Below are 17,580 nucleotides of genomic sequence, written 5' to 3' on the forward strand. Positions count from 1 at the left end.
CCTATGATTAATAGAAGTCGGTCGTGACAAATTTTATATCATTAAAATAAGTATAAAAAAACCAGCCAACTTTCGCTGACTGGTTTTAATTTTTTTAGTATCAACTCAATTTAACATTGAGTGAATGCAAACTCTTATTGGTTATGAGAACTGCTACGACGACGAGGTGTACCTTCGTTGTTACGACCACGGAAGTTACCGCGCTCGCCACCACGATCGTTGCTACGCTCACCACCACGGTCGTTATTACCACGACGTTGTGGTTGATCACCATTATTAAAACGACGACCACCTTGTGGTTGACCATCACGACGGCTGTTATTACGACGCTCACGGAAAGGCTGAGATTGAGCATCACCCACTAATTGCATATTCAGGGGTTTGTTCATAATACGCGTACGTGTGAAGTGGCTTAATAAATCTGTTGGCATACCTTTTGGTAACTCGATGGTTGAGTGAGAACCATACAGTTTGATATTACCAATGTAACGGCTGCTGATATCGCCTTCATTAGCAATCGCACCCACGATATGACGCACTTCAACACCATCATCACGACCCACTTCGATGCGGTATAAATCCATTTCGCCAGCATCACGACGTTCGCGACGAGGAGAACGCTCACGATCGCTATCACCGCGACGACGATCATCACGATCGTTAAATTCACGACGAGGACGACGAACGGGATCTGGTGGCAGAATAAGTGCACGCTCACCTTGAGCCATTTTCAGTAATACCGCAGCCAATGTTTCCATATCCAGCGCATCTTCACCTTGTGGCGCTAATTTAGGTAACAGAGCACGATACTGGTCAAGGTTGCTAGTTTCTAATTGTTGTGCGATTTGCTGTGCAAATTTTTCCTGACGACGTTGGCTGATAAGCTCTGCATTTGGCAGTTCTACTTCAGGAATAGTCATCTTCATTGTACGTTCGATATTGCGCAGTAAACGACGCTCACGGTTATCAACGAATAAAATTGCACGACCCGCACGACCCGCACGACCTGTACGACCAATACGGTGAACGTAAGATTCTGAATCCATTGGGATATCATAGTTCACAACAAGGCTGATACGGTCAACGTCAAGACCACGAGCAGCAACGTCAGTCGCGATTAAAATGTCTAAACGACCATTTTTCAGACGCTCTAATGTTTGCTCACGCAGTGATTGGTTCATATCACCGTTTAACGCCGCACTGTTATAACCATTACGCTCTAAAGCTTCAGCAACTTCTAATGTTGCGTTTTTAGTACGAACGAAAATAATTGCCGCATCAAAATCTTCAGCTTCTAAGAAACGAATTAATGCTTCATTCTTACGTGCGCCGAATGTCATCCAATAGCTTTGGCTAATGTCTGGACGTGTCGTTACGCTACTTTGGATGCGTACTTCTTTCGGATCGTTCATAAAACGACGAGTAATACGACGAATAGCTTCTGGCATTGTTGCAGAGAACAGCGCAGTTTGGTGTTCTGCTGGGATCTTACTTAAAATGTTTTCAACATCTTCAATAAAGCCCATACGTAACATTTCATCAGCTTCATCTAATACTAAACCTTTCAGTTTAGATAAATCTAATGTGCCACGGTTTAAATGATCTAATAAACGACCAGGTGTACCCACAACAACTTGTGGTCCTTGGCGTAATGCACGTAATTGCACGTCGTAACGTTGACCACCATACAGTGCAACAACATTTACTTTTGGTAAATGCTTAGAAAAATCTTCAATTGCTTCAGCAACTTGAACCGCAAGTTCACGAGTAGGTGCTAAAACTAAAATTTGTGGTGCTTTTAATGATTCATCAAGATTGTGTAATAATGGCAGGCTAAATGCAGCAGTTTTACCACTACCTGTCTGTGCCATACCTAAAACATCATTGCCGTTTAAAAGGAAAGGGATACATTGTTGCTGAATTGGAGAAGGCTTCTCGTAGCCTAAGTCATTCAGTGCAGTCAAAATAGGTGCTGATAAACCTAGATCAGCAAAAGTCATATCGGTTTCAGTAGTCATGTCACTGTGCCTCATTCATTATGGCAGCCAGTTGACATAACATACCGCATGGTTTGTCGGTCTTTATCATCTAAAATGTGAACTGGCTCAAATTATATTATTAAACGAACAAACAAGCCCTCATCCTATGTAGATGATGGCTTCAAACTGATCAGAGAAATGTTCGTCAGCTATTGCTGGTCCGATTCCGCTAGGTCTTCTTGTTGGCCTAACAGTGCTAATTCCAACAATGCGTAGCGGTGCTCAACGAAGTTATGCGCGTTGTTAGCAACCGTCAGCTTGAATAACGCTTCTGCGCTATCCATGTCCCCCAGACTTAGGTAATACTTACCTAAATAGAAGTTAGTTTCACTAAGATGCTCAGCGAGCAAAGTGTTATCGGTTGAAGCCTCATTTAGTTTCAACATTAATGTTTTCTCATTAATGTCGCCTAAATAAAACTCAACTATATTCCATCCCCATTGTCCCGTTTTATTCGCTTGCTGGTATCGCTGTTTTAGCTGCTGTTTAGCCAAAACCGTGTTTATCTCTTTTTCTACAAGATATAACCAAAGCGAACGAATGGGATCATTTGGATCGACCTGATAAAACGCCTGCAGATCATCCTGCGCCAATTTCAATCGGCCACCGTAGTACAACGCGATACCACGATTAAAACGCGCATTATTGTAAGTTGGATCAAGCTCTAAAACAGAATCAAACGCTTCATAAGCAGCATCGTAATTCGCTGCCTGCGTAAAATAGATACCCAGAAAATTAAAAATTTCTAGCATATCTGGTCGTATTGATAGCGCCATTGAAAAATCATTACGCGCTAAAGCTCGTAAACCGAGGCTATCATACAGCACACCACGCTCATATAAAAGCTGTGCGTACTCATCTTCGGTTAATGAGCGGCTCGCAAGGATCTGTTCTATACGAGCCAATATGACTTCTTGTTGTAAAGAAGGCTGCAATGGTGTGGCAAAAATCGCATTCTGGCGCCACTCTGGACTAGTGCTGCATCCGGAAATAAAGATGAAAACAGCAATAGAACAACTGCGCAGAAATGTTTTCATTTCTCACTCCCAAAGTCAGACCTTTCAACAAAAAGCGTTCAAGACGTCCTACTTGTCAATCATAATAAGTCTCTACCGATACCTATGTCTTGATATCGGTAGTAGAATATCATTAATTCGCAGAATCTTCAGAAGAAGTTTCTGTTGCTTCCTGCTGATTAGCTTGAGCTTCTTTCATGCTTAAGCGAATACGGCCTTGGCGGTCAATTTCCAGTACTTTAACTGGCACTTCTTGACCCATTTCCAAGTAGTCACTCACCTTCTCAACGCGTTTGTCTGCGATTTGAGAAATATGAACCAGACCTTCTTTACCACCACCGATAGCAACGAATGCACCGAAATCTACGATACGAGTGACTTTACCGTTGTAAATACGACCTACTTCAACCTCAGCCGTAATTTCTTCGATACGCGCGATAGCTTGTTTTGCTTGATCGCCACTTGTTGCAGCAATCTTCACTGTACCATCATCTTCGATTTCGATAGTTGTGCCAGTTTCTTCCGTTAATGCACGGATAACTGAACCGCCTTTACCGATAACGTCTTTGATCTTGTCTGGATTAATTTTGATAGTGTGAATGCGCGGTGCGAACTCAGAAATATCAGCACGAGGTTTGCTAATTGCATCTTCCATTACGCCTAAAATATGCAGACGTGCGCTTTTCGCTTGGTTTAATGCAACTTGCATGATTTCGCGAGTGATACCTTCGATTTTGATATCCATCTGTAATGCGCTGACACCATTGCGGCTACCCGCAACTTTAAAGTCCATATCGCCTAAATGGTCTTCATCACCCAGAATATCGGAAAGAACAACAAAGTTGTCGCCTTCTTTCACTAACCCCATTGCAATACCTGCAACAGATTCTTTAATTGGTACACCTGCATCCATCAGTGCTAAAGAAGCACCACAAACAGACGCCATTGAAGATGAACCATTTGATTCAGTGATTTCAGAAACCACACGAACGGTATATGGGAATTCTTCAATTGTTGGCATTACTGCTAACACACCACGTTTTGCTAAACGACCATGGCCGATTTCGCGACGTTTTGGTGAACCCATCATGCCTGTTTCACCAACAGAGTATGGAGGGAAGTTATAGTGCAGTAAGAATGTATCCGTGTGCTCACCCATGATGTCATCAATAGTTTGAGCATCACGTGCAGTACCTAATGTTGCCGTTACCAGAGCCTGAGTTTCACCACGAGTAAACAGTGCTGAACCGTGAGTACGTGGTAATAAACCCGTGCGAATGTCTAATGCACGTACCATGTCTTTTTCACGACCATCAATACGTGGTTCGCCAGCTAATACGCGAGCACGAACGATGTTTTTCTCAAGGCCTGAAAAGATTTCGCTGATTTCAGCTTCATCTAAAGTTTCATCTTCAGCGACTAACGTTGCGATAACTTCATCACGGATAGCTTCGATTTGTTCATAACGCTCTTGTTTCTCAGTGATACGGTAAGCATCACCAATACGAGCTTGTGCTAGTTGTGCAATACGGTCATGTAAAGTTTGGTTGATAGCTTCTGGCGCCCAATCCCATTTTTCTTTACCCACTTCTGCAACTAATGCATTGATGTTTTCGATCACAACTTGTTGTTGATCATGACCAAATACGACTGCACCTAACATTTCTTCTTCTGATAATAAATCAGCTTCTGATTCTACCATCAGTACCGCGCCTGCAGTACCTGCAACCACTAAGTCTAATTTACTAACTTTCAGCTCATCAACAGTTGGGTTTAAAACATATTGTCCGTCAATGAAACCAACACGAGCACCACCAATAGGACCATTGAATGGAACACCTGACAGTGCTAATACCGCAGAAGCACCAATCATTGCAACGATATCTGGGTTAACTTGTGGGTTAACAGAAACAACGGTAGCAACGATTTGAATTTCGTTTAAAAAACCTTCTGGGAATAATGGACGTAAAGGGCGGTCAATTAAACGTGCAATTAACGTTTCGCCTTCACCAGGACGACCTTCACGACGGAAGAAGCTACCAGGGATACGACCCGCAGCGTATGAACGCTCTTGGTAGTTAACCGTTAATGGGAAGAAATCTTGTCCCGCTTTAACTTTTTTCTTGGCAACAACGGTAACAAAAACAGCGGTGCCGTCCATGTCAACCATAACAGCAGCGGTTGCTTGACGAGCCATCATGCCAGTTTCTAATGAAACAGTATGTTGACCGTATTGAAATTTACGAACTGTAGGATTCAGCAAAATAATATCCTTTATCTTATTGTCGCCAGATGTTTAGCGACGATGAATGATCTTTTCTCCGCTACGTCCCCTCGCGACTAATGAAAATATTAACCACTTCGTGAGAAATACTTTCATTAGCCGCGCGAATTGTCGTAACTAGAGAGACTAAATAACAATCACCACATTAAAACATAACGACTAATATTAAAAATAGCACTTTCTAGTAGAAAAGGGGCCAACAGGCCCCTTTCCACTGAAACTCGCTTGATTAGCGACGCAGACCTAAACGTTCAATCAGTGCAGAGTAACGAGCAACATCTTTACGTTTCAGGTAGTCCAGCAGATTACGACGGCTGGAAACTTTACGCAGCAGACCACGACGGCTGTGGTGATCTTTTTTATGCTCTGAAAAGTGACCTTGCAGGTGGTTGATTTCTGCAGTCAGCAGTGCAATCTGAACTTCGCTTGAGCCAGTATCGTTAGCATCACGACCAAATTCAGCAACGATTTGTGCTTTCGCTTCAGTACTTAGAGACATAATAAACTCCAAATTAAGTAAAATTTTCAGATAGCCAATCTCTAATTCAGCTACCCAACTCAGCCACCTAAACAGATAGCCGTATTATTCTACGCTTCAAACACTTTTAGCGCAAGATTGCTATTAAGTGTTATCTTGTGCGCTATAGTCTACAACCACTCTTTTCGGAGCGACTAGGCCATCTTTAATGATAGCAAGACCAATGAATTTTTTTTCATCGCCTTCCGTGACTCTGACCCATTCGCCTTCATCGATGTCATGATTAACACGAACAGGTTGCCCCAGCTTGAGATAACCCGCAATAATCGTGGTTAGATTCACAACAGGGAAATGTGCAACAGCGGTATCCATAGGCAATAACAGCGCATCAAGTGCCAAGAAAGGATCGTCTTGTGCAGTTTGTGCATTCTCTATCATCGAGCTTAATTGCTCTAACGTTACCATTCGCTCTTTAGGATAATCTGCGACTTCTAATCGACGTAAGAAAATCACGTGGGCACCACATTGTAATTTCTCACCAAGATCATCAATAATTGTTCGAATGTAAGTACCTTTAGAACAATGAATTTCTAGCTCTAGCTCATTACCTTCCCAACGAATAAACTGAAGTTCATAAACCGTGATGGGTCTTGCTTCACGCTCAACTTCAATACCTTGTCGGGCGTATTCGTAAAGCGGTTTACCTTGATGCTTTAAAGCGGAGTACATTGAAGGGACTTGCAATGTTTCGCCACGAAAACTATCCAAGGCATCATCTAAAGCTTGCTGTGTAAATTGTACAGGGCGCTCTTGAATAACCTCACCATGTGCATCAGAGGTATCTGTTCGTTGCCCTAAACGTGCAATAACGCGATAACGCTTATCTGAATCCAATAGAAACTGTGAAAATTTCGTTGCTTCACCTAAACAAATAGGAAGCATACCTGTTGCTAAAGGGTCCAGTGCTCCCGTATGCCCTGCCTTACTGGCATTAAACATACGACGAACTTTTTGGAGTGCATCGTTAGAGGAAATATCTTGGGGTTTATCGAGTAACAATACACCGTTAATCTCACGCCCCTTACGACGACGCCCCATTATTTGTCCTCTTTATGACGACGCTCTTCATCGCTTTTAACGACGTTAGAAACCAAGTTAGACATACGCATACCTTCAACTAATGAGTTGTCATAAGCAAATGTCAGTTCAGGCACAATACGTAAACGCATCGCTTTGCCTAATAAAGAACGAATAAATCCAGCAGCTTCATTAAGTGCAGTTAACCCCTCTGCAACCATCTCTTCTTCGCTTTTTTCACCACCGGATAAGTTTAAAAAGGTGACGAATACTTTGGCATAAGCCAAATCACGAGAAATTTCAACGCCGGAAACCGTTGCCATTCCAATACGTGGATCTTTGACTTCGCGTTGTAAAATGATGGCGATTTCTTTTTGCATTTCCTGAGAAACACGCTGACTACGGCTAAAATCTCTTGCCATTTTATTTCTCCCTGACAATAGGGTATCGCCCTGATTGTCATTGTTAATTCAAATCTAAAATCAATGATATCTAAAGAGTATACATGAAGTGGTATTTAACAACCGCTTCTCTGATTTCTTTCTTTAGAAATAAAATGTTTCTTTGGTGCTATTTTACCCTGTTATTTCACTTTCATAAATTACTGAAAGGCAATCTATTTCGGTTATGTTGAAAAATGGAGAGGAAATAAAAGGAGAATAGAGCAAAGAAAGGAATAAGAAGGGAGCCCTTGAGCTCCCTTTTAAAACAAAACGGACTAAATTAATCAATAGAACGTTTGATTTCGATAACTTGGAAGACTTCAATCATGTCGCCAACACGGACATCGTTGTAGTTTTTCACACCGATACCACATTCCATGCCGTTACGCACTTCGTTGACGTCATCTTTAAAGCGACGCAGTGACTCAAGTTCGCCTTCATAGATAACCACGTTATCACGTAGAACACGAATTGGGTTATTACGTTTAATGTTACCTTCAACCACCATACAGCCCGCAATCGCGCCAAATTTAGGTGATTTAAACACATCACGAACTTCTGCAAGCCCCATGATTTCTTGTTTATATTCAGGTGCCAACATACCGCTCATTGCCAGTTTGATTTCGTCAATCAGGCTATAGATAACGGAGTAGTAACGTAAATCAACACTTTCTTGTTCAATGATACGGCGAGCAGATGCATCAGCACGAACGTTGAAGCCAAGAATGATTGCGTTAGAAGCCGCAGCTAATGTTGCATCAGTTTCGGTGATACCACCGACGCCTGAACCGATGATTTTCAGTTTAACTTCATTAGTAGACAGTTTAACTAATGCATCAGTAATCGCTTCACAAGTACCTTGAACGTCTGTTTTCAGAACGATGTTCAGCTCAGAAGTTTTACCTTCTTCCATGTTAGCAAACATGTTTTCCAGTTTAGATTTCTGCTGACGAGCCAGTTTAACATCGCGGAATTTACCTTGACGGTATAATGCAACTTCACGCGCTTTCTTCTCGTCACGTACAACCGTTGCTTCATCACCCGCAGAAGGAACGTTAGACAGACCTAAAATCTCAACGGGCATTGATGGGCCAGCAGATTGAACGTCTTGACCTAATTCGTTACGCATTGCACGAATACGACCGTATTCGAAACCACACAGAACGATGTCACCTTTATTCAAGGTACCTTCACGGACAAGAATAGTGGCAACTGGACCACGACCTTTATCAAGGTAAGATTCGATAACAACACCGCTTGCCATACCTTCTTTGACTGCTTTCAGTTCGAGAACTTCAGCTTGTAAAAGAATAGCATCCAGCAGTTCGTCAATACCTAAACCTTGTTTTGCAGATACATGGATAAACTGAGTTTCACCACCCCAATCTTCTGGCAGAATGCCATATTGAGACAGTTCAGTTTTAACACGATCTGGATCAGCTTCGTGTTTATCAATTTTGTTCACTGCAACAACAACCGGTACGTTTGCTGCTTTTGCGTGTTGGATTGCTTCGATAGTTTGTGGCATTACACCATCATCTGCCGCAACAACCAGAACAACAATATCCGTAACCTGAGCACCACGAGCACGCATTGAAGTAAACGCGGCGTGACCTGGAGTATCTAGGAAGGTGATTTCACCTTTGTCAGTTTTAACGTGATAAGCACCGATATGCTGGGTGATACCACCCGCTTCGCCTGATGCTACTTTCGTTGAACGAATGTAGTCCAGTAATGATGTTTTACCATGGTCAACGTGACCCATAATAGTCACAACAGGTGCACGAGATACTGCGCTTTCTTCGCCAGTATCACGATCGCTCATGACTTGTTCTTCTAACTCGTTTTCACGACGTAAGATAACTTTGTGGCCCATTTCTTCAGCAACAAGCTGTGCAGTTTCTTGGTCTAAAACCTGATTAATGGTCGCCATAGCACCCATTTTCATCATCGTTTTGATAACTTCAGACCCTTTTACTGCCATTTTGTTAGCAAGTTCAGCAACAGAAATTGTCTCACCGATAATTACATCACGGTTTACAACAGCCGCTGGCTTATTAAAGCCTTGCTGTAATGAGCTACCTTTACGTTTACCTTTCTTGTTAGTACGACCAGCAGCACGTGCTTCTTCACGATCTGCTTTTTCAGAATGGCGGTTGTTTTTCTTAGGACGAGGAGCCTTAGCATTGCGACCACGACCGCGGCCACCTTCAACTTCAGCATCACTTTCATCTTCTGCATCACGAGCATAACGTGATGTTGTTACATGATAGTCTGAGCCTTCAGTTTCTGGTGCTTTAGGTTCAGCAGTCCATTTTTCAGCATTTTCTTCAGCTAAGCGACGTGCTTTTTCTGCTGCTATACGTGCTTCTTCTTCCGCTTTACGGCGCTGTGCTTCTTCCGTTTTACGCTTCAGTTCAGCCTGTTCAGCATTGCGACGTGCTTTTTCCTGATCTGCTGCTTTATCAGCTTTTGGTTTATCGTTTTGTTTCACTTTATCTTTTTCCGCTGCTTCGCGCTTAGCTAATTCCGCTGCTTCACGTTTTGCTTCTTCAGCTTCACGTTTCGCTTTTTCTTCGGCGTCTTTCTTTGCCTTTTCAGCTTCACGTTTTGCTTTTTCTTCAGCTTCGCGCTGTGCTTTCTCTTGTGCTTCGCGCTGGGCTTTTTCTTCGGCTTCGCGATGCGCCTTTTCTTCCGCTTCACGCTGAGCTTGCTCATCCGCTTGCGCTTTTTCAACTGCGTCACGGTTCACATAAGTGCGTTTTTTGCGGACTTCGATGGCTACTGATTTACTTTTGCCACCTGTACCAGGAACACTTAACGTACTACGCACTTTGCGTTGTAACGTTAATTTTTCTGGTTGGTTGGTTGATACGTCTTTATCACGATTCAACCAAGCCAGTAAGGTTTCTTTCTCTTTTTGGGAGACAGAATCAGAGACGGTCTTCTTAATACCGGCATCAGCAAACTGCTGTACCAAACGTTCAACCGGTGTCTGAATCTCTTCTGCCAGTGATTTTACTGTTTCATCTGTCATTCTGTTCCTTCCTGCTCAGTTGTTACGCATCATTCCCAAACCAGCAGATATTACGTGCGGCCATAATGAGTTCGCCTGCGCGTTCACTATTTAAACCTTCAATATCAGTTAGGTCGTCGATACCCTGTTCGGCAAGATCTTCCAGTGTGCAGATACCACGGGCAGCTAGATCAAATGCTAAAGAGCGCTCCAAGCCTTCGAGAGCTAATAAGTCCTCTGCTGGCTGGTTATCGCCTAGGCTTTCTTTTTGAGCCAACTCAATCGTTGTTAGTGCGGCTTTTGCTCTTTCACGTAGAGCTTCAACGGTGTCTTCATCTAATCCGTCAATAGCCAGCAGTTCACTGATTGGCACATAAACTAACTCTTCAAGGGTAGAGAAACCTTCTTCAACTAAAACCGTTGCGAAGTCTTCATCAATGTCGAGATGCTTAGTAAATATTTCAATGGCTGCGTTTGCTTCTGCCTGATGTTTTGCATTCAGTTCATCAGCAGTCATGACGTTTAATTCCCATTTGTCATCACCACGATGTTTTTTCAGTAACTGTGCTGCCAGGCGAACGTTTTGACCATTTCGGCCGATTGCCTGAGCAAGGTTACTGCTTTCGACGGCAACATCCATTGTGCATTTGTCTTCATCGACAACAATAGAAGCAACATCTGCCGGAGCCATTGCATTAATGACGAATTGTGCAGGATTATCATCCCACAGAACAATATCAATTCGCTCGCCGCCCAATTCGCTGGAAACGGCTTGTACACGTGCACCACGCATACCAACACAAGCACCCACTGGGTCAATACGCTTGTCGTTAGTTTTTACTGCGATTTTGGCACGAGAACCTGGATCACGCGCTGCAGCTTTAATTTCAATGATTTCTTCGCCAATTTCTGGTACTTCAATACGGAAAAGTTCAACCAGCATTTCAGGGCGAGAGCGTGTCACGAAAAGTTGTGCACCACGGGTTTCTGTACGTACGTCGTATAAAACGCCACGTAAACGGTCACCTGGACGGAAATTTTCACGCGGTAACATATCTTCGCGTAAAATAACCGCTTCGGCGTTATTACCTAAATCTAAAGTGATATTTTCACGGTTCACTTTCTTCACAACACCCGTGATAATTTCGCCTAATTGTTCGCGGAATTGATCAACAACCATCGCTCTTTCAGCTTCACGTACTTTTTGTACGATAACTTGTTTCGCTGTTTGTGTTGTAATACGGTCGAAAGTAACAGATTCAATCTGATCTTCAATATAGCCACCTAGTTCGATGCTAGGATCTTCATATTGAGCCGCTTCAAGTGTGATTTCACGAGTTGGTTGAGTCACTTCATCAACAGCAACCCAACGACGGAATGTATCAAAATCACCAGTTTTACGGTCGATACAAACGCGAACGTCAATTTCTTGCTCGTATTTTTTCTTAGTTGCTGTCGCTAGTGCGGTTTCCAGTGCTTCAAAAATCTTTTCACGAGGAAGAGATTTTTCGTTAGAGACCGCTTCCACAACAGCCAGAATCTCTTTGTTCATCCTAGTTGCCTCTTCAAAACTTAAAAGTGGGGTACCAGGTTAGCTTTCTGGATGTTGCTCAGTGCGAACACTTCGTCTTTACCATCCACAGTAACCGTGATCATTTCGCCAGCGACAGACTTAATAATGCCCTGCCATTTACGGCGGTTTTGCATTGCAATTCGTAATACAATAGCGGCTTCTTCACCGATAAATTGCTCATAATGCGTTGCAGTGAATAAAGGTCGTTCTAAACCAGGAGAAGAGATCTCAAGGTTATAAACTGTTTGAATTGGATCTTCAACATCCAGCACAGCACTGACCTGGTGGCTAACATCAGCACAATCATCAACAGTGATACCGTCTTCACTATCAATATAGATGCGCAATGTTGATTCTCGGCCACGAATAAACTCAAGACCGACAAATTCAAAGCCTAATGCTTCTACTGGTGCTGAAACCATCGCTGTTAATTTTTGCTCTAATGTGGACAAACCCACCCCCAAGGCATAAAAAAAGGGCCTATAGCCCAGTATTCTATTCTCTGATAACAAAAAACCCCGAAATTCGGGGCTTTATGCAACTGGACCCTGTAACTTGCCATTCGAGAATAACCTCTTCTTACGGCACATTCCACTCAGGATCATAATCGGTTCAACAAGATGATTAATGAGAAAAGTGCTGTATTGTTAGAAGTGGTTGCGGGGGCCGGATTTGAACCGACGACCTTCGGGTTATGAGCCCGACGAGCTACCAAGCTGCTCCACCCCGCGTTCGAAAAACGTGGCAAATTTTACGCTGATAACAAGCAAAACGCAAGCTATCTGGAATAATGGTGCCGAGAACGGGACTTGAACCCGTACGCCCGTTTTATAGGCACTACCACCTCAAGGTAGCGTGTATACCAATTTCACCACCTCGGCACTTAATGAGACTGTTACTGCGTAAAAATTAACAATCTCATTTAAATCTTTACTTAGTTTACTGCGGAATATCTGTATTTGCTGGCGCTACAGGCGCTGCTAACTGCTCAGCTTTTTTAGCTTCTTCTGTAGTCTGCTCGATAGACATCCATTTGCTGTCTTCACGCACAGTTTTATTGGCACTTAGATTACCTAAAATAAGGGCAAGTACAATAAAAGCTGTTGCTAAAACAGCGGTCATACGGGTCATAAAGTTAGCTGAACCGCTCGAACCAAATACTGTACCGGAAGCACCTGCACCAAAAGAAGCGCCCATATCAGCACCTTTACCCTGCTGTAACAGGATCAGACCAACTAGCCCTGTTGCTACAATGATAAGAATAACAATGAGTGCCGTATACATTTGCGTTACCTTTTCTATGGAACTTATCGTCTTAACGATAACCTTCGATTGCTTCACCCGCTTTAGTTCAAGACCTTACTAAGCGGGTGTGAATACTAACCAAAGCTGAACTGACAAGCAAGGTTATTTTTCTACAAAGTGATTGATTGAAGAAAAAATCATCAATTAACCCACGTGCTTCACAGCGTCAGCAATACGATTTGCCATCGCAGTGACTTGTTCTTCATTTTCACCTTCAACCATGACACGAATTAAAGGTTCTGTTCCTGATTTACGCAGCAATACACGCCCTTTACCAGCCAGTTCTTCTTCAACTGCTTTAGCGACTTTCTGAACTTCAGGTGTCTGTAGCGGATCGTGGCTACCCGTAAAGCGAACATTCACTAAAATTTGTGGTAATAGTTTCATGCCACTGCATAGATCATGCAGACTCATATGGTTACGTACCATTGCACTTAAAACTTGTAAACCTGCAACAATACCGTCACCTGTAGTCGTTTTATCTAATAAAATAATGTGACCTGAGTTTTCAGCACCTAAACGCCAGCCTTTCTCTTGTAATTTTTCAAGCACATAGCGGTCACCCACTTTTGCTCTTACAAAAGGAATACCCAGTTGTTTAAGTGCAATCTCTAATCCCATATTGCTCATTAGAGTACCAACAGCACCACCGCGTAATTGACCTTGGCGTAATGCTTCTCTCGCAATAATGTAGAGAATTTGGTCACCATCAACTTTTAGACCTTGATGATCAACCATGATGATACGGTCACCATCACCATCAAAAGCTAAACCAACATCAGCGCCTTCTTCTAATACGCGTTTTTGCAACATACGAACATCTGTTGCACCACATTCTTCGTTGATGTTGATACCTGTTGGTTCACAACCAATAGTGATCACTTCAGCACCTAGTTCACGAAATACGTTTGGCGCAATATGATATGTTGCACCATGCGCACAATCAACAACCACTTTTAGACCATTAAGATTGTTTTCATTCGGGAAAGTCCCTTTGCAGAATTCAATATAACGACCTGCCGCATCCACGATACGATTTGCACGACCCAGCTCTGCTGATTCAACACAAGTTATTGGCTTTTCCATTTCAGCTTCAATGGCTTCTTCTACTTCATCGGGTAATTTTGTCCCATCAATAGAGAAAAATTTGATCCCATTATCATAATAAGGGTTATGAGAAGCTGAAATCACAATCCCTGCTTCCGCACGGAATGTGCGCGTTAAATAAGCAACAGCGGGTGTTGGCATTGGTCCAGTGAATGAAGCTGATAAACCTGCGGCGGCTAAACCTGCTTCTAATGCTGATTCCAGCATATAACCGGAGATGCGTGTATCTTTACCAATAATGATTTTGCGAGAGCCATGACGTGCTAATACTTTGCCCGCAGCCCAACCTAGTTTTAATACAAAATCAGGTGTAATTGGACTATCACCTACTTTTCCACGGATACCATCTGTTCCAAAGTATTTACGTTCGCTCATTCATTATTTTCCTTTGCAGAAAGAGTCGCTTGTACGACTTTCATCGCATCAACAGTCTCTTTAACATCGTGTACACGAATAATTTGTGCGCCTTGCATCGCTGCAATGACTGCGCATGCCACGCTACCAGCAACACGCTCTTGTGGTGGTACATTCAATAGTTGTCCAACCATTGATTTGCGTGACATTCCGGCAAGTATGGGTAGACCAAAGTGATGAAGTTCACTTAAGTGCGCTAATAATTGGTAATTATGCGCTAAATTTTTACCAAAGCCGAATCCTGGATCAAGAATAATTTGATTTTTTTCGATCCCGGCATCAACACAACGTTGAATATTTTCTTGTAAAAAACGATCAACATCCATCATCACATTCTCATAATGTGGTGATTGTTGCATGGTTTTAGGATCACCCTGCATATGCATAATACACACTGGCAAACCAGTTTTAGCCGCTGCTGCAAGTGCTCCTGGCTCTTGTAAAGAGCGAATATCATTGATAATTGAAGCACCTACATTTGCTGATTCAGTAATGACTTGCGCTTTGGATGTATCAACAGAGATCCATACATCAAAACGCTGACGAATAGCCTCAACAACAGGAACCACACGCTGCAACTCTTCATCAATAGAAACATCACTCGCACCAGGTCTAGTAGACTCGCCACCAATATCGATGATAGAAGCCCCTTCGGCAATTAATTTTGCCGCGTGGTTTACTGCATCATTAAGTGAATTATGAGTGCCACCATCAGAAAAAGAATCTGGAGTGACATTCAAAATCCCCATAACTTGAGGTGTTGATAAGTTAAGTTCTGTTCCTCTCGCCATTAATTTCATTTCATTGATACCTTCATAAAAAAACCCCAGAAGCCTGGGGTTTATATTTATAACTTACTCAGGCATAACCCAATAAGGATTAGTGAGTATTTTTATCAGAAGGTGTATCACTTTCTGACTCAGGCTTATCTTTTGGATCACTCGCGACATGCGTTTGTGCTGGCTGGGCAGTAGTCGTTGTACCACTATTGCCATTATTGCCTTCCCAACCCGCCGGTGGACGAACATCACGACGATTCATTAAATCATCAATTTGAGGCGCATCGATAGTTTCATAAGTCATCAGTGCATCTTTCATTGAGTGCAGAATATCAAGGTTATCCATTAAGATCTGACGAGCTCGAACATAGTTACGATCAACGATAGCTTTAATTTCTTCGTCAATTGTACGAGCTGTTTCATCAGACATATGTTGTGCTTTAGCAACAGAACGACCTAAGAACACTTCACCTTCTTCTTCTGCGTACAGCAATGGTCCTAATTTTTCAGAGAAGCCCCATTGTGTCACCATGTTACGTGCAATATTGGTTGCAACTTTGATGTCATTAGAAGCCCCTGTAGAAACATGCTCTACACCATAGATAATTTCTTCAGCTAAACGTCCACCGTAAAGTGTTGAAATTTGGCTCTCTAATTTCTGACGGCTCGCACTAATTTGGTCGCCCTCAGGTAAGAAGAACGTCACACCTAATGCACGTCCACGAGGAATAATCGTCACTTTATGCACAGGATCATGCTCAGGGACTAAACGACCAATAATTGCGTGACCAGCCTCATGATAAGCGGTTGATGCTTTTTGTTCTTCAGTCATCACCATTGAACGACGCTCTGCGCCCATCATGATCTTATCTTTCGCTTTCTCAAACTCAACCATTGAGACAACACGTTTATTACCACGTGCAGCGAATAAAGCCGCTTCGTTAACTAAGTTAGCCAAGTCAGCACCAGAGAAACCTGGCGTACCACGCGCTAAAATAGCGGGATCAACATCGGGTGATAACGGTACACGACGCATATGGACTTTAAGGATTTGCTCACGTCCACGGACATCAGGTAAACCAACAACCACTTGGCGGTCAAAACGACCAGGACGAAGTAATGCTGGGTCTAACACATCTGGACGGTTCGTTGCTGCGATAACAATAATACCTTCATTACCTTCGAAACCATCCATTTCAACCAGCATCTGGTTCAGTGTCTGTTCACGTTCATCATGACCACCACCTAAACCAGCACCACGTTGACGACCGACCGCATCAATTTCATCGATAAAGATGATACAAGGTGCTGCTTTTTTCGCTTGTTCAAACATATCACGAACACGAGAAGCACCCACACCCACAAACATTTCAACGAAATCAGAACCCGAAATGGTAAAGAATGGAACTTTCGCTTCACCCGCGATAGCTTTTGCTAATAATGTTTTACCTGTACCTGGAGGCCCCACCATCAGAATACCTTTAGGGATTTTACCCCCTAATTTCTGGAAACGACCTGGATCACGTAAATACTCAACTAATTCGCTTACTTCTTCTTTCGCTTCATCACAACCCGCAACATCAGCAAAGGTTGTTTTGATTTGGTCTTCTGTCAACATGCGCGCCTTGCTTTTACCAAAAGACATCGCACCTTTACCGCCACCACCTTGCATTTGGCGCATAAAGAAAATCCAAAGACCAATCAGTAATAGCATTGGGAACCAAGACACAAAAATTTGAGTCAGAAGACTTTGGCCTTCAAGTGGTTCACCCGTTACTTTTACATTACGGTTCATTAAAGTGGTCAGCAGGTTGTCATCACGCATAGGCATATACGTGCTGTACTTTGAGTTATCTGTTTTAGTTACATTAATATCATAACCACTTATGCTGACCTCGCGTAATTGGTTATTAGTTAACTCATTGATAAAGGTAGAGTAATCCACCTTACGACTATTCGAATCGCTGGGTCCGAAGCTCTGGAATAATGACATCAAAACGACTGCAATAACTAGCCAGAGGATCAGGTTTTTCGCCATGTCACTCAAGG

The 17,580-nt window shown here is 42.8% G+C and carries 13 protein-coding genes and 2 tRNA genes; all 15 read right to left on the bottom strand.

What is annotated here, in order from left to right:
• Positions 1-134: 134 nt before the first annotated feature.
• The 15 genes from DK865_RS15835 to ftsH all read right to left on the bottom strand — a co-directional run bounded on the left by DK865_RS15835 (position 135) and on the right by ftsH (position 17,578).
• Positions 135-2,018, bottom strand: coding sequence for a DEAD/DEAH family ATP-dependent RNA helicase (locus DK865_RS15835; protein WP_109392333.1), 1,884 nt, complete (start codon positions 2,016-2,018; stop codon positions 135-137).
• 170 nt (positions 2,019-2,188) lie between these two features.
• Positions 2,189-3,076, bottom strand: a complete 888-nt coding sequence (gene nlpI, locus DK865_RS15840; protein WP_109392334.1) for a lipoprotein NlpI — start codon at positions 3,074-3,076, stop codon at positions 2,189-2,191.
• Between the two features lie 112 nt (positions 3,077-3,188).
• A complete protein-coding gene (gene pnp / locus DK865_RS15845; protein WP_036914690.1) occupies positions 3,189-5,318 on the bottom strand; it encodes a polyribonucleotide nucleotidyltransferase in 2,130 nt (709 codons plus the stop codon).
• Positions 5,319-5,568: 250 nt separating this feature from the next.
• Positions 5,569-5,838: a 30S ribosomal protein S15 gene (rpsO, locus tag DK865_RS15850; protein WP_023583571.1), complete on the bottom strand. Its 270-nt coding sequence runs from the start codon at positions 5,836-5,838 to the stop codon at positions 5,569-5,571.
• A gap of 123 nt (positions 5,839-5,961) precedes the next feature.
• The gene (truB, locus tag DK865_RS15855) at positions 5,962-6,915 is read right to left on the bottom strand and encodes a tRNA pseudouridine(55) synthase TruB (protein ID WP_109392335.1); all 954 of its coding nucleotides are present in this window, start codon (positions 6,913-6,915) and stop codon (positions 5,962-5,964) included.
• Positions 6,915-7,316, bottom strand: coding sequence for a 30S ribosome-binding factor RbfA (gene rbfA, locus DK865_RS15860; protein ID WP_006535687.1), 402 nt, complete (start codon positions 7,314-7,316; stop codon positions 6,915-6,917). The genes truB and rbfA overlap by 1 nt, the downstream gene beginning before the upstream one ends.
• Before the next feature lie 301 nt (positions 7,317-7,617).
• Positions 7,618-10,374, bottom strand: a complete 2,757-nt coding sequence (infB, locus tag DK865_RS15865) for a translation initiation factor IF-2 (RefSeq protein WP_109392336.1) — start codon at positions 10,372-10,374, stop codon at positions 7,618-7,620.
• Between the two features lie 22 nt (positions 10,375-10,396).
• Entirely contained in the window at positions 10,397-11,905 is a 1,509-nt protein-coding gene (nusA, locus tag DK865_RS15870) for a transcription termination factor NusA (protein ID WP_006535691.1), read from the bottom strand.
• Positions 11,906-11,925: 20 nt separating this feature from the next.
• A complete protein-coding gene (gene rimP / locus DK865_RS15875; RefSeq protein ID WP_036914691.1) occupies positions 11,926-12,378 on the bottom strand; it encodes a ribosome maturation factor RimP in 453 nt (150 codons plus the stop codon).
• A gap of 202 nt (positions 12,379-12,580) precedes the next feature.
• Positions 12,581-12,657 (bottom strand) — tRNA-Met (locus DK865_RS15880).
• Between the two features lie 60 nt (positions 12,658-12,717).
• A tRNA-Leu gene (locus DK865_RS15885) sits at positions 12,718-12,807 on the bottom strand.
• 58 nt (positions 12,808-12,865) lie between these two features.
• Positions 12,866-13,210 carry a preprotein translocase subunit SecG gene (gene secG, locus DK865_RS15890; protein ID WP_036914692.1) on the bottom strand — a complete coding sequence of 115 codons (345 nt, stop codon included), beginning with the start codon at positions 13,208-13,210 and terminating at the stop codon, positions 12,866-12,868.
• Between the two features lie 165 nt (positions 13,211-13,375).
• A complete protein-coding gene (gene glmM / locus DK865_RS15895; protein WP_023583574.1) occupies positions 13,376-14,713 on the bottom strand; it encodes a phosphoglucosamine mutase in 1,338 nt (445 codons plus the stop codon).
• Positions 14,710-15,552: a dihydropteroate synthase gene (folP, locus tag DK865_RS15900; RefSeq protein WP_109392337.1), complete on the bottom strand. Its 843-nt coding sequence runs from the start codon at positions 15,550-15,552 to the stop codon at positions 14,710-14,712. Before folP ends, glmM begins: the two co-directional genes overlap by 4 nt.
• Before the next feature lie 79 nt (positions 15,553-15,631).
• Positions 15,632-17,578 carry an ATP-dependent zinc metalloprotease FtsH gene (gene ftsH / locus DK865_RS15905; protein WP_071788574.1) on the bottom strand — a complete coding sequence of 649 codons (1,947 nt, stop codon included), beginning with the start codon at positions 17,576-17,578 and terminating at the stop codon, positions 15,632-15,634.
• Positions 17,579-17,580 lie beyond the last annotated feature (2 nt).

Source organism: Proteus cibi (assembly GCF_003144405.1).
GTDB classification, from domain to species: Bacteria; Pseudomonadota; Gammaproteobacteria; order Enterobacterales; family Enterobacteriaceae; genus Proteus; species Proteus cibi.